This is a genomic window from Ferrovibrio terrae, from assembly GCF_943371255.1.
GTDB classification, from domain to species: domain Bacteria; phylum Pseudomonadota; class Alphaproteobacteria; order Ferrovibrionales; family Ferrovibrionaceae; genus Ferrovibrio; species Ferrovibrio terrae_B.
The window spans coordinates 53,009-66,165 of sequence record NZ_CALRUC010000009.1 but is presented as its reverse complement, the minus strand read 5'-3'; the positions used below and the strand labels follow the sequence as shown (position 1 = coordinate 66,165).

The 13,157-nt window shown below is 60.9% G+C and carries 12 protein-coding genes and 1 pseudogene; 4 read left to right on the top strand and 9 right to left on the bottom strand.

Features of this window, described 5'->3' with window-relative positions:
* The 4 genes and pseudogenes from AAG799_RS03865 to AAG799_RS03850 form a co-directional block, all read right to left on the bottom strand.
* Window positions 1-161 (bottom strand): annotated as a pseudogene (locus tag AAG799_RS03865) (sulfate adenylyltransferase); the annotation flags it as partial.
* Complete coding sequence (locus AAG799_RS03860; protein WP_341894482.1) at window positions 158-1,162, bottom strand: NAD-dependent epimerase/dehydratase family protein; 1,005 nt, start codon at window positions 1,160-1,162, stop codon at window positions 158-160. The pseudogene AAG799_RS03865 and the gene AAG799_RS03860, both read right to left, overlap by 4 nt.
* 66 nt (window positions 1,163-1,228) lie before the next feature.
* Window positions 1,229-1,963 (bottom strand): ATP-binding cassette domain-containing protein, encoded by a 735-nt coding sequence (locus tag AAG799_RS03855; protein ID WP_341894481.1) that lies wholly within the window; start codon window positions 1,961-1,963, stop codon window positions 1,229-1,231.
* A gap of 9 nt (window positions 1,964-1,972) precedes the next feature.
* Complete coding sequence (locus AAG799_RS03850; RefSeq protein ID WP_341894480.1) at window positions 1,973-2,746, bottom strand: hypothetical protein; 774 nt, start codon at window positions 2,744-2,746, stop codon at window positions 1,973-1,975.
* 295 nt (window positions 2,747-3,041) lie between these two features.
* Here AAG799_RS03850 and AAG799_RS03845 point away from each other — a divergent pair, with 295 nt between their 5' ends.
* Genes AAG799_RS03845 through AAG799_RS03830 form a run of 4 tightly spaced genes read left to right on the top strand, consistent with a single transcriptional unit; the run spans window position 3,042 to window position 7,901 of the window.
* Complete coding sequence (locus AAG799_RS03845; protein WP_341894479.1) at window positions 3,042-4,067, top strand: autotransporter outer membrane beta-barrel domain-containing protein; 1,026 nt, start codon at window positions 3,042-3,044, stop codon at window positions 4,065-4,067.
* A 53-nt stretch (window positions 4,068-4,120) separates the two neighbouring features.
* Complete coding sequence (locus AAG799_RS03840; RefSeq protein ID WP_341894478.1) at window positions 4,121-4,969, top strand: alpha/beta hydrolase; 849 nt, start codon at window positions 4,121-4,123, stop codon at window positions 4,967-4,969.
* A complete protein-coding gene (locus tag AAG799_RS03835) occupies window positions 4,969-6,912 on the top strand; it encodes a hypothetical protein (protein WP_341894477.1) in 1,944 nt (647 codons plus the stop codon). The genes AAG799_RS03840 and AAG799_RS03835 overlap by 1 nt, the downstream gene beginning before the upstream one ends.
* 41 nt (window positions 6,913-6,953) lie before the next feature.
* Window positions 6,954-7,901, top strand: a complete 948-nt coding sequence (locus AAG799_RS03830) for a glycosyltransferase family 2 protein (protein WP_341894476.1) — start codon at window positions 6,954-6,956, stop codon at window positions 7,899-7,901.
* On the opposite strand, the gene AAG799_RS03825 is transcribed toward AAG799_RS03830, so the two are convergent.
* From AAG799_RS03825 to AAG799_RS03805, 5 genes are read right to left on the bottom strand one after another with little or no spacing between them, the layout of a single operon-like run.
* Window positions 7,898-8,665 carry an undecaprenyl/decaprenyl-phosphate alpha-N-acetylglucosaminyl 1-phosphate transferase gene (locus AAG799_RS03825; RefSeq protein ID WP_341894475.1) on the bottom strand — a complete coding sequence of 256 codons (768 nt, stop codon included), beginning with the start codon at window positions 8,663-8,665 and terminating at the stop codon, window positions 7,898-7,900. The genes AAG799_RS03830 and AAG799_RS03825 overlap by 4 nt on opposite strands.
* 15 nt (window positions 8,666-8,680) lie before the next feature.
* Complete coding sequence (locus tag AAG799_RS03820; RefSeq protein WP_341894474.1) at window positions 8,681-9,766, bottom strand: hypothetical protein; 1,086 nt, start codon at window positions 9,764-9,766, stop codon at window positions 8,681-8,683.
* Window positions 9,767-9,775: 9 nt separating this feature from the next.
* Window positions 9,776-10,888, bottom strand: a complete 1,113-nt coding sequence (locus tag AAG799_RS03815; protein WP_341894483.1) for a radical SAM protein — start codon at window positions 10,886-10,888, stop codon at window positions 9,776-9,778.
* Between the two features lie 13 nt (window positions 10,889-10,901).
* A complete protein-coding gene (locus AAG799_RS03810) occupies window positions 10,902-12,059 on the bottom strand; it encodes a hypothetical protein (RefSeq protein WP_341894473.1) in 1,158 nt (385 codons plus the stop codon).
* Window positions 12,056-13,156, bottom strand: coding sequence for a DegT/DnrJ/EryC1/StrS family aminotransferase (locus AAG799_RS03805; protein ID WP_341894472.1), 1,101 nt, complete (start codon window positions 13,154-13,156; stop codon window positions 12,056-12,058). Before AAG799_RS03805 ends, AAG799_RS03810 begins: the two co-directional genes overlap by 4 nt.
* Between the last annotated feature and the right edge of the window lies 1 nt (window position 13,157).

The window sequence follows — 13,157 nt, the reverse complement described above, 5'->3', positions numbered from 1 at the left end:
GGGAACGGCACGCGGCCGAGGAAGGCCTTCTTGGCCAGCCAGATCATCACATTGGAGTCTTTGCCCAGCGACCACAGCATCGCCAGCGGCTTGATCCGGCTATAGGCCTCGCGAAGGATGTAGATGCTCTGCGCTTCGAGCTGGTCGAGGGGGTCGTTCATGGAACGGGCACGGCGAGATGGTCGAAACAGTCACGCAGAATGTCGTCGAGTGGCTTTTCGGCCTGCCAGCCTGTCGCGTTGCGCAGGCGGCTGATGTCAGGTACGCGGGTTCCTGCCGGTGCAAAGCCGTTGCCAAAAATCTCTTCGTAAGGGTGAAATTCGCAGCCCTTGGGGTGATTCAGCAACTGGATCATGCGCTCGGCCAGATCGCGGATCGCGACGGCCTGGTCGCTGCCAAGATTGACCGGGCGGCCAATCAGGTCAGCCGCCTGAGGGATCAACAGCAAGGCTTTCACCGCATCAGCAACATGCAGGAAGGCTCGTCGCTGCCGCCCATCACCGTGGATCACCAGCGGTTTGTTCTGACGAATCCGGGCGGCAAAGGCGGCGATGCAAAGCCCGGTTTCCGGACGTTGCCGCGGGCCGCCGATATTGAATGGCCTTACGATCCAGCCGGGTATACCGTGTTCGGCCACAAGACCCGCGACCAGTTGCTCAAGCGCGAATTTCCCGGTGGCGTATCCCCAGCGCGATGCCAGATCGAAGCCGCAGGGATCGTCTTCACGGAGTGGTCGATCCTCGCCGGGGCCATATATTTCGGAACTTGAGATCGCAACCAGCGGTTTGCGCAGACGGCGGCAATGATCGCTGACGCTAAGACCGGTCGCGAGCATATCGTGCACCATACTGTACCGTTCAGCATGTGCCTGCAGTACCCCGATCGGGCTGGCAAGGTGGTACAGCAGATCGGCTTCGGCCAGTGCTGCAGCAAAGACTGCGTCTCCGGACGGCGAGCCGAGGCGTGCTTCCATGAAACGCAGCAGGTGATGGCCGATCGGCAGATTGGTGACCCGGCCGCTCGACAGGTCATCGACGACGATGACCTTAATGCCCCGAGCCAGAAGCGCTTCGGTAAGATGCGATCCAATGAAACCCGCGCCACCCGATATCAGAACGGTGCGCCCGGGCTCCAGAAGCGGTGGTAGGGAAATCTGCGACACGCGAGCTATTCCATTGTAAATACTGGCGGAAAATTACCACCAAAGCGCTATGCCAGCAATTACCCGTCAACGGTTAAGGTGGGTATCGTAGCGCGCTGTAATGGTGGCCATAGGTCCCTGATCTATAAGGCGCCCCTGATTCAGCACCAAAGCCTGCGTGCAGACGCGCTCCAGCAGTGATTTTGATCGCTCGGCCAACACCAGGATCGAGCCTGGGGGCATACCAGTATCGATAAACGCGATGACTCGTTCGATGAACGATGGCGTCAGGTGTTCCAGCATTTCGTCGATCAGCAGAATATCCGCCTCGAAGGCAACGGCAATACCGAGCGCAACTCGAACCTGAAGGCCCTGCGCCAATGTGGCGAGCGGCCTGTCTAGGAAATCGCCCAATTCGCCAAAGTCTGCCGCATATGTGAGGCGTCTGCGGCATTCCATGGGAGTAAATCCGAACAGCAGGCCCTGGCCGATGATGGTCTGTCGTGCCGTAAATGCAGGATCGACCCCGATGCCAGTACCCAGCAGGCTGACAATTCGTCCTTTGATGCCAGTTCGGCCCTCAGATGGCGCGAGCAGGCCGCCCATGACCCTGAGCAGGGTGGTCTTGCCGGCAGCATTTCCACCCAGTAGAGCGGTGCGTGCGCTGGGCTGAACTGAGAGGGAAATATTGTGGAGGGCACGCACGGTTGTTCGTTGCGCCGAAGTATGCCCTGCGACAGCGCCAACAAGGTTCCGCTTCAGGGAGCGATCCCCCGCGAAGAACAGTGGAAAATCGACCCCAACCTGTTGCAGATCGATCATAGCCATCGCTTAGAGCCAGTAAGCAAGGCGGTTGGCCGCATAGCGGCCAAGAGCTACACAAAGCAGGATACCCAGACCGGCCAGGACGGTGGTGAGCATCCAGGTTTCAGGGCTGGTGGGCAGGCCGAGCAGCGGCTGACGGATCAGGGCGATCAACCAGGAAAACGGGTTGAACTGCACCAGATACGCGAACCGGCCCAGATTGTACTCAAGCCACAGAATCGGGCTCAGGAAGAAGGCCAGGTGGATACCCCAGGCGATCAGCTGTGGCAGGTCGCGGAAGCGGGCGCAGAGCAGGGCGGCCAGATAGCTCATCCACAAGACGTTGATAACAAAGAGAACCAAGCCTCCGAGCAGTGGCCCTAATGCCGGCGGCGCGGCTTCAAGGAACAGCCTGATTGCAATGATGGTGACGGCGACATTCACACCCAGGGAGATGATGTTACGCACCATGACCCGCAGAACCGGCACCAGCAGGGGCATGCGATTGTGACGTAGCGTATTGAGGAACTGCCAGATCAGGCTGCAGCTCTGATGGATACAGTTGGCCAGAAAGGTCCAGGCGATTAGGCCGGTGGCCAGAAACGGAATATAGGCTTCATATTCAGGGAGTTGCTGTTTCAGCACGGTCCCGAAGAATAACCCGAGACTGGCAGTAAGGGTCGCCAGGCCGATCGTCGACCACAGAGGGCCAAGGATGGTCCGGCGGAAGCTCGACTGAACATCGGTAAGGCCGGCGTAGAGCGCAAAGCGCATCATCCCGGGCAGGGCAGGGTCTTGCATGGAATCCAGTCCAGCCATTGGCGCGCCGGGTGTAGGTGGCGATTGGCGCCGGGTCAACGATTAATAGTTGCAGCGAGGGATACAACACATAATAATTGTTATTATGCTGCAGCGCGAAGTCAACGGGCCAAACCAGAGTGTGGCTTCCATGCAACAACGCTCCACGACCGTCTGTGAGTTTTAGCCGAAGCCGCGAAACCCGTTGACAAAAAGGGGCGCGTCTTCGAGAACTAACACTGAAATTTACCGCCAGGGTTCCCTGGGGGGCATAACTAATAATCGGTAGGAGCTCTGCATGCTGCGTAAGGTTGCACTTGGCTTGGTTGGTATCGGGATGTTCGTTTCCGGTTCTGCCATGGCCTCTTCGGTGTCTTCGACCCCGAACCAGAATGTCACGGCTCAGACCGCGACACAGGCTTCAGCCCAGGCCGCGACCATCATTGGCGGCGCCATCAGCAACGCGATCGGCGGTGGCGGTGGCGGTGCAGCGAATGTTACCAGCTACCTGAATTCGCGTGACACTGGCCGCAATGCGGGCGCGGTTGATAAGCCGTTCGGCGTCTGGGTTCAGGGCGCTTATACCAATGTTGATAACGGCCAGACCGGAGCCGCCTTCGATGGCAGCATCGTCAATCTGCTCGCCGGTTTCGACTACAAGCTCAGCGATCGCCTGGTCATCGGTATCTCGGGTACCTATGAGACCATCGATATCAGCACCACGACCTTCGGCAGCGGCGCCGGCAGTCTTGAGAACGACGGTATGGGTATTGCGCCGTATATCGGTTTCAAGCTGACCGACCAGTGGACTGCCGATCTGACCGCTGGCTACAGCTGGCTGAGCTATGACAGTTCGCGCAGCGCCAACACGGTGCGTGGCAGCTTCGACGCGACCCGTTGGTTTGCCAATGGCTCGCTGAACGGTACCTACTCGGCCGGCAATATCCGCCTGCTGCCGAAGGTCGGCGTTCTGTACATGGAAGAAGACCAGGACGGCTATCGCGAAACGAACGCCAACCAGGTTGCCGGCAACACGATCACGCTGGGCCGTGCCTATGCCGGTGGTCGCGTCGGTTACGCCATGGGTACGATGATGCCGTACCTCAAGCTGATCGGTGAATGGGACTTCGAACATCCGGATTCTCTCGCGATCGGTAACGGCACTTTCACCAATGATGAAGACTTCGGTGCCCAGGTCGGCATCGGTGTGGACTTCTTCTCGGCCGGCCCGCTGAGCGGCACCGTCGAGACGAGCTACAACTCGCTGGGCCGTGACGACCTTGACGTCTGGTCGGTTCTGGGTCGCCTGCGCCTGCGGTTCTAAGTCCGCGCTTGCACCCAAAGACTTCGCGTAACGAGAGGGCCAAACCGCAAGGTTTGGCCCTCTTTCTTTTTGTACCCGCGCTGCTGCTGGTGCTTGGCAGCTGCGCGCCGGATCTCAATCCATTCATCAGCCGCAGTGCCTACGCTGACAAGATTGCCGCCGGCTGGGAGAAGCAGGTTTTTCGAACGGAGCGCTTTGATCTGGCGGGGTATGCCCGGATCACCAAGCCGGCCGACGCGGTATTGGCGGTTTTTATCGAGGGTGACGGCCTCTCCTATATCAGTCGCACGGAGATTTCCTCCGATCCAACGCCAGAGCGGCCGACGGCGCTCGAAATGGCGGTGCGACATCCCGCACCAAATGTCTTGTACTTGGCCAGACCCTGCCAATATGCCGAGGGTCCGCGACGCCGGGGTTGCGAGCCACTGTATTGGACGACAGGCCGATTCGCCCCTGAGGCGGTGGCTGCGTTGAACCGGGCTATCGATCAGATCGTGGCAATGCATGCTTTTAGATCCGTGATGCTCTATGGCTATTCCGGCGGCGGTGCTATGGCGGCGCTAGTCGCCGCACGGCGCAAAGATGTCAGTGGCTTGGTAACCGTTGCCGGCGTGCTCGATCATCAGGCCTGGACCAGTCATTTTGGTGATAGTCCCTTGCGATACTCGCTCAACCCGGCCGACGATGCTGAGTTGCTGCGCGGCATCGCGCAGCGCCATTTTGTTGGGGAGCGCGATAAGACAGTGCCGCTGCTGGTTGCCCAATCCTATCTGCGGCGCGCCCGCCTGAGCACCTCGACCCTCACCATTGTTCCACGTGCCGATCATACCTGCTGTTGGGCAGATCTCTGGCCAGAACTTGCCCGTATGATGCCGGCTGCTCACCCCAATTCGTTACAGTGATGAACAAGGAATTCCTGCTGCAGAGGTTGTCGGCTTTTGCCGTAGTGCCGGCGCTACTGCTGCCCTTGGCTTCCCTGCCGGTTTTTGAAATCGGGCAGTGGTCGCGCGCCGAACCGGTTGTCATCGCTGCCCATGCCACTGCAGCGCTGGCTGCCCTCGCCCTGGCGGTGCTGGCCATAGCGGGGCGACTCGGCATAGACAGTCTGCGTCCGGTCTGGCCGGCAGCGGTACTGGCGCTGTGGTCGCTGGCGGGGGGCTGGTGGCAGGGCAATCTGGCCAGCGGGCTTCTTGGTGCACCGCAGTCAGGACAGGGAGGCATCTGGTATCTCGATCTTGCTCTGTGGCTGATTATCGCCGGCCTAGTAGTCCGGTCGGCGCCGACATGGCGCTTCCTGACCGATCTGGCGGCCGCTACAGGCTGGGCTGTGGCTCTGATCGCGATCTGGGGGAGGTTGAGCGACAATCCGCTGCTGATATTCGTCACGGCCTATTACGCATGGCCGGCATTGGCCTTGCCTGCCATGCTGCTGGCTCATCCAGGCGGGCCGGGCTGGCCATTGCGCGTTACCGCCATTCTCGGTGCCACGCTCGCGTTACTGATCGCGGCGGACAGCAAGACCTTTGCCCTGATCGCGCTGCTCTCGGCCGCGTTCTGCACTTTGTCCTGGCGCTACGCTGGAAGGATGTCGTGGCTGCAGTCCCGCTCCTTTGGTCTGGCGGTGGTCGCCGCGGCAGCACTACTCCCATTCATCGTGATCGCGTCGGGCCTGGCGGCCCACCTTGGACCGTCCATGCGTGCCCGGGTTCTGGTGTCCCAAATCGTTCTGGCGCGCCTGCGCGAGCAATGGGATGTCTGGTGGATTGGTTTGGGCTGGGGGCGCACATCTGACGCCTTCGCCACGCATCTCGATATCGCGCAAGCGCCGCTCTGGGATCGTGCCCAGTGGGATTTTCTGGAACGTGATTATTTTCACAGTCACAATCTTCTGACGGAGGCTGTGCTGGCAGCGGGCCTGCCGGGCGCCATACTCGCTATTGCCATTCCCGCCATTCCGGTATGGCTCGCGCCATCAGCCAAGCGGCCTTATGCTATTGCCTTTGCGGGTGCATGGCTCCTTGCTCTGGGAGTCTGGTTCGAATTGGCCTTTGCACTGCCGGTCTTCGCTCTGGCTGTTGCGGCCCTGTGTCATACGGAAGCGACGGCAAGGTCATTCGCCGCCGGGCGGACGCGATATCTTGCGGGAGGGCTGGCGATCGCCGCTGCCATCGCGCTGTTCGCCACGGCAGCCATGCTGCTGCAACAGGCCAGGAGTGCCGACCAGGTGATCGCATGGCTCAAAACGCCACATGCATCACCACCGTCCTTGGTTGATCTCCGTGGCGATGATCGCATTCTGGCGGCGATTGTTTCCGATACAATGCAGGATATGAAAGATCGCGCGAATGCCAATCCGCTGGTGGTGGAAGCCGAGGCCCACCGTCTGAAATGGATGGTTGCGGCGCTTGATGACAGGATGTCGGAAACCCGGAATCCGGCATTACCAATCGTTGGTAGTAATCTGCTGGTTGATCTGGCCTTGAACCAGAACCTGTCAGTTCTGCGCGATCCACTGGCAGAATTGCTGCCGCGGTGGCCGCAGTGGCTGGATCGGGCCATGGTGCTGGCACCGGGACGTAGCGATCTGCCGATCGGCTATCTGTCCTGGCGGCTCACACTCGGGGACTATAGTGAAGTGCTGATATGGGCCCGTCGCTTGCGAGTGCGGGATCCGGATGATCCGGTCGGGCTCTATTACGAGGGTGGAGTTTTCGTGCTGCAGTCGGATCCGCAATTGCGCCAGCAAGGCCTGGTGTTGTTGCGACGGGCGCTGGATCGTGGCGTTGGGCGCTATATCCCGCTCGATGAAGATTTCAAGGCCAAGATTCGTATTCCGGCGGGTTGAACGGAAATCGACTTTTTAGCGCTTATCGGTTATTCACCTGCATGACTACTCTCAATCCTGCGCCAAGCATCACAGCACCCGATCGCCGTCTCTCGGCGATTATCGTGATTTATTACACCGGCCCGGTTTTGTGGCTGTGCATAAACAGCGTGCTGGCTCAGCCGGAATTGATTGAGCTTGTCCTGGTGGTGAATGGTTCTGATATGGAAACAATGAGGCGTCTGCGCGAGTTGGCTATTCAGCAGCCGCGCATTCACCTGATCGAGAGTGGCCGGAATATCGGCTTTGCTGCGGGGTGCAACCGTGGCGCTTCGATTGCGACTGCTGACCGCCTTGCCTTCATTAATCCGGACTGTGTGCTTGATCCGGGCACTTTTGGCGCAGTTCTGGATGTCTTTGAAGATCATCCACAAGCTTGGCTGATTGGTGGGCGCCTGCAGCATCCCGATGGGCGCGAGCAGCGCGGCGGTCGGCGTGAGATATTGTCACCCTGGCGCGCTTTTGTGGAGTTGACGCGGCTGGATCGAGTCTTCCCCCATCATCCGTATTTCACCCGACTGCATAGCCATGAGGATGAACCGGTCAGCGAGCCTGTCGAAGTTCCCACCGTCAGTGGCGCATTCATGATGATATCCCGCGCCCATTACGAGCGGCTGGGCGGCATGGACGACAATCTGTTCCTGCATTTTGATGATGCCGACTTATGTATCCGTGTGCGGCAACAGGGTGGCCAAGTCTGGTATGCCGGCCATGTGCCGATCACGCATTATCTGAGCACCAGTGATGTGTCTCGGACTTTTATCGAATGGCACAAGACGCGCAGCACCAGCTATTACTTCGTCAAGCACTTTCAGAAATCCTATCCGCGCTGGACGCTATCCGGCATTTCGGTTTTGCTGTGGCTACGCTTTGCGTTGGTCGCTTTGCGTTATCTGCCTACCGATCTGCCTCAAGCCGTGCGGCGCTGGCTGGTGCATCGTCGTGGCTAAATTCCTGCGGCGAAGGCGACAATGATCGCCGCCGCTCCGAAATAGAGCCAGGGCAGCAGATGCGGGGAAACGCCGGCGCGCAGCAGACGGTGACCACTATGATCGGTGCCGCCAATCCAGGGTTTTTGCCCGCGCCGCAGGCGGCTGATGACCACCAGCAGCGAATCGGCCAGCGGCAGGGCCAGCCAGGCGGTGCTCGCCAGCGGCCCTTGACGGGCGGCCAGCATTACCAGGCCGGTACCGAGGAGCAGGCTGCCGCCATCGCCCATGAAGCTTCGGGCGGGCGTCAGGTTGAATACCAGGAAGCCGGCAATCGCGGCGGCGGCAACCATGCCATCCGGATTACCGCCGAACAGGCAGGCTGCCAACGCCGCCGCCGCGGCGATTCCGTCAGCATGGTCCAGCAGGTTGAGCGCGTTCGCGGCGATCCAGATAGCCGGACCAATCCACCACAGTCCGGTGACCAGCATGGCAGCGCCTGCCGGCACCAGCAGCAACAGAGCTTTGGCGATTGGACTTAGGCGCCGGTGATCGTCATAGACGCCGATAGCGCAGGCCGCTGCAGCAACCAGCCACTGTTCGAAGGGTAAGGCCAGTGCCAGGCCCGCTGCCAAGCCGGGTCCGGCCAACTTCGGGATCATGCCGGCGGTATGCCAGCGGTCAGGCCGCACCTCAGCCATTGCACCACTCAGCGGCGCGATGCGGATACCCAGGTAGACGCCAGCGGCGGACAGCAGGAAGGCAAGGCCGGCAGACCAAAACATTTCGGTTGCCGGCATCTACAAGGCTCTTGTTACGATCGCGTGGAATCGGCTGGCGAAAGCCTCATGTCCCGCCCGGCTGGAGACGAAATGGCGGTAAACGGCCTGTCCCTGATGCGCAATTTCGACCACTTGGTCGTAATCGACCAAAGCTTCTTCCAGCTGTTCAAGCAGGTCGCTGCAATCCCAGCGATGGGTCAGGATGGTTTCTCCGACACGGAAGATGTCGGGCCAGGTCTCCATGTGGCTCATGTCCGGCTTGAGCAGGAGTGCGCCCGAGATGAAGCTTTCATAATCTCGATAATTGATTTCGCCGAATCCGAAGGGAGAAATCACAATGCGGCTTCGTTCCAGTTCCTTGAAATAGCCATGCCGCGACAATCGGTTTGTAGCCACCCGGTCGCCCAGCAGTTGTTTGACCTGCTGCCGCTGCCACGACACTGTTGCACGGGAATATGCCGTACTCATACGGCAGGATACTGCCAGGGATCGGCGTGCGGATGGTGAGCTGTAGCGCTGTGTTGGCGACAGTAATGCCGACCAGTGCAGTCGCCGGAAGAGGTGAGCGCGATACAATCCCATGAAGGAATAATCGGCCAAGCTGGAATTCCAGCCAATCCGAATCTTTGTGGCATCGGTCGGCGCGACTGTTGGCCAGGGCGGTGAAGGCTGTTCGTCGGCTATTCCCTGGACACGATGAGTGTAGTCAGTGTGCAGTCGGCCGCCATATAGAGGCGTGGCGTACAGGCTGCGATCGCGCAGCGCCTGGTTCTTGTAGTAACCCTGTACGAGCGGCAACACGGCGGCATTGACCCAGCCTGTGCTGTCGGTGGTGTCGAAGAACAGCACGGCGGTCTTGCCGGCCCAGACGGCAATGCGACTGAGCGCAGTTTGGCGGGTCTGGCTGTCGGCCCACTGGTCGCGGAAGGCCTTGCTGTCGACGATCAGGACGTCGCAATCTGTCAGCGCTTCATCGGCTGCGGCAAACAGCCTGACGGTCAGGCCGGCATCGCGCAGCAACCGGCGATGCAGAACAACCGGATACAGGAACGCCAGTCCATTCGGAGACGCGAAATCATCCGACAGGATATGGACGCGGGTCACGTTGGCCGGTCAGATGAAATTGAGGTGCTGCGGCTCCAGCCCTATGGGCCGATCCAGTTCGACCATGCCCTTGCGATGGGCATCGAGGGCTTCGTTGACCTTGTGTTGCAGGCAGAGCGAGCCGCACATCTTCTGGGCGTTGAATTCCGGTGAGGCCAGGTAGTTCATCACTTCCCAGTAGCGGTCGCTGGCCCAGATATCCTTGAAGCGCTGCTCGCAGATATTGCCGATGTGGAATTTCTTGTAGCGCTCGTTGAACAGCATGCCGCAGGGGGCGACCAGGCCGGAACCCGACATCTGGATCATGAACGGGGCGCCATAGCAGCGCTGATAGCTGCGCTCGTTTTTGGCCTCGATTTTCGACCATTTGACGACGACTTTATATTCGTCATCCGACAGGGCCTCGGCAGCGCGCAGGGTATCGTACAGCCGCTCATAGCCGTTGTAGTCGACGCCCAGGTCGCCATCCTCGTTGTCCGAACAATGCTTGATGACCAGGTAGTCCGGGCGCAGTTCCTTGCCCAGCTCGGCCAGCGGCATGATCTGGTCTTCGAATTCCGGCATCAGAACCATCTGCAGGCCGATAGTGACCGGCAGGTTGTTGCGCTTCTTGATGTCGACCATGTCGCGGATATTCTGGCAGACACGGTCGAACCAGTTCTCTTTCACGCCCATGATCTCGGCATAGCGTTTGCGCTCGCCGGCCGAGATGTTGACGCGCAGATAGGTCATGTGCGGCAGAATCTGTTCCAACTTCGGGCGGGTCAGCACGAAGCCGTTGGTGCCGACGGCCATGGAAAGGCCGAGTTCGGAGCCGCGACGGATGGTGTCGACGAAGACCGGCGAGATCGTGCTTTCGCCATCGGACACCAGGCTGATGCCCTTCACGCCGATCTCGGCGCAGTCTTCAAGGAAGTCGTAGATGATCTTCTGATTGATCACCTTGCGGTCGTTTTCCTGCAGCATGGCGTAGCAGTAGCCGCAGGCAAAGTTGCAAGCGCGTGTCAGCGCCATATCGATGGTGATCGGGGCGATGCGCTCGCCGCGTTCCCAGGCGCGCACGCGATCCGCGTGCCAGGCGATCTTGGTGCCGTCGAGGATCAGGTCCGTATGCTCAACCATGCCGGTCACGATGTCATGCTCCTGATTCGCTGAGGCGGCGAAGCTTGTTGTGGTCTTTAACTTCTGCCAGGAAAAGCTCCAGGCGGTTGTCGACATGCCGTTTGATGCTGCGTTCCAGCACCAACATATGATCGGCCGGATTCAGGGCACGATCCCCGTCGAGTGATATGACCACCCTGACGTCGTATTCAATGGCAATAATACTGACTTCCTGCGGCGAAACGCCGTCCTTTGAGAAGGCATTCTGCAGCATCTGGCGCCGTTCCGGTTCGCTTGCCTGCATCCAGACCGGCCCCGGAACGGCATCAAACAGGTTGCGCCAGGCAGTATAGCCTGTTTTATCCCGGTAATCTGCCAGTAACTGGCGGGCCAGGTGATTGACTACGGCAAAGGCCGGATCGCTGGCCTCGGGAATGCCGATGCCGGGCACCGGGGGCGGCACGGCGTCGCCGCGCAGCCGGTATTCCAGGCGGATGGCGCCGTGATTGGCGATCTCCAGAATCGGCAGGTCGACCAGCATCTGACACATGGCTTCGGCCAGGCCTGCAGCAACGGGAGTGCGTGCCCCGTCGTGACGCATGGCCAGGACCGTGTGGTCGGTGGAAATTGTCGCCTCCAGGCGCAACCCGTCGCAGATAGCGGTCACGATGGTGTTGTTGGTGGCGGGCCGCAGGTCCGGCGCCGGCTTTGCCGCAGCAGCTAGGCTGGCGATGGCACCGGCATAGAGTGGGCCGATCTGTGCCGGTTGCTGCAGGGGCAGGCGCGTCTTCGTGGCGCTGGTTTCCGGGCGGGCGTCAGCCTGCGAGGTCTGCAGGCTGCCCAGTCCGGCAGCCACCGGCCCGCTATCACCGGGCAGACGGACCTGGTCAAATTCCAGCACCAGACCTTCACTGTCGTCGCGCAGGCTGCAGGTGCAGCGCTCGGCCGCCTGGGCCATGAAATCGCTCTGGCGCAGCTCTGCGGCCAGGCTGGCCGGCAGCCGGACGGCCAGGGTTTCGCGTCCGGCGGTGGCCGCGGCATCCAGCAAGTTGAGCAGGCTGCGGCTGATATCCTCGTCCGGGACCCACAGGTCGAGATAGTCGGTCTGGAAGCCGAAACCGCGCAGGTTGTCGACCAGGTCGGTCTGGTAGCGCGAGACCAGCTTCACGTAATCGAGGGCGGGGTCGGTCATGCGCAGAACCCGTTCACCGTCTCGGCGACGTAATCGATGTCGTCGCCGGTCAGGAACTGGTTGATCGGCAGGGTCAGGATGCGCTGCGCCTGCCGCTCGGTGGCCGGGAAATCGCCGGCCTTGTGGCCCAGGTCACGCGCGGCCGGCTGCAGGTGGATCGGTACCGGATAGTGAATGGCCGTGCCGATGCCGCGTTCGCCGAGATGGCGCTGCAGCTCGTCGCGGCGATCCACCTGGATCACGAAGGTGTGGAAGGAGTTGAATTCCGCCGGCAGGCAGGGCGGCATGAAGATCGTCCTGGCATTCAGCCGCTGACGATAGGCTTGGGCGTTGGCGCGACGGGCGGCGACCACGGCATCGAGATGAGTCAGGCGATGCGACAGGATGCCGGCCTGCACATTGTCGAGCCGGGACACCACGCCCCATTCGGCCACGGTGTTGCGGTCGATCAGGCCGTTGTTGCGCAGGCGGCGCAGGCGATCGGCGACAGCGGCATCGGACGTGGCCAGGAAGCCGGCATCGCCCATGGCATTCAGGTTCTTCAGCGGATGCGCCGAAAACGCGCCGATATGGCCGATGGCGCCGGCATGGCGGTTGTTGTAGCGCGATCCCATGGCCTGGGCGGCATCCTCGATCACGGCGAGGTTATGCTTGGTGGCGATGCGCATGATCGCATCCATGTCAGCAACGCGGCCGGTCAGGTGCACCGGCATGATAGCCCGGGTGCGCGGCGTGATCGCTGCCTCGATGGCGGCCGGATCGATATTCTGGTCGGCCTGCACATCGGCGAAGACCGGCGTGGCGCCGGCAAAGAAGATCGCGGCCGTGGAAGCCACGAAAGAATTCGGCGGGGTGATCACCTCATCGCCGGCACCGATATCCAGCGCGCGCAGCGCCAGGATCAGGGCATCGGTACCCGAGGCGACACTGACCACATGCGGCACGCCGATATAACGGGCTGCGGCCTGCTCGAACTGCTCCACCAGCGGACCGCCGATCCACTGGCCGCTGGCCAGCGCCGCGTCGATGACGGGCGCCAGCACGGCTTTTTCCTCGGCATACTGGGCTGGCAGGTTGACATAGGGGACGGTACGCATG

Excerpts from the sequence above, each read along its gene's own strand:
- AAG799_RS03855 (WP_341894481.1), bottom strand. The coding sequence starts at position 1,963 with ATGATCGATCTGCAACAGGTTGGGGTCGATTTTCCACTGTTCTTCGCG.
- AAG799_RS03850 (WP_341894480.1), bottom strand. The coding sequence starts at position 2,746 with ATGCAAGACCCTGCCCTGCCCGGGATGATGCGCTTTGCGCTCTACGCC.
- AAG799_RS03845 (WP_341894479.1), top strand. The coding sequence starts at position 3,042 with ATGCTGCGTAAGGTTGCACTTGGCTTGGTTGGTATCGGGATGTTCGTT.
- AAG799_RS03835 (WP_341894477.1), top strand. The coding sequence starts at position 4,969 with ATGAACAAGGAATTCCTGCTGCAGAGGTTGTCGGCTTTTGCCGTAGTG.
- AAG799_RS03830 (WP_341894476.1), top strand. The coding sequence starts at position 6,954 with ATGACTACTCTCAATCCTGCGCCAAGCATCACAGCACCCGATCGCCGT.
- AAG799_RS03825 (WP_341894475.1), bottom strand. The coding sequence starts at position 8,665 with ATGTTTTGGTCTGCCGGCCTTGCCTTCCTGCTGTCCGCCGCTGGCGTC.
- AAG799_RS03815 (WP_341894483.1), bottom strand. The coding sequence starts at position 10,888 with ATGGTTGAGCATACGGACCTGATCCTCGACGGCACCAAGATCGCCTGG.
- AAG799_RS03810 (WP_341894473.1), bottom strand. The coding sequence starts at position 12,059 with ATGACCGACCCCGCCCTCGATTACGTGAAGCTGGTCTCGCGCTACCAG.
- AAG799_RS03805 (WP_341894472.1), bottom strand. The coding sequence starts at position 13,156 with ATGCGTACCGTCCCCTATGTCAACCTGCCAGCCCAGTATGCCGAGGAA.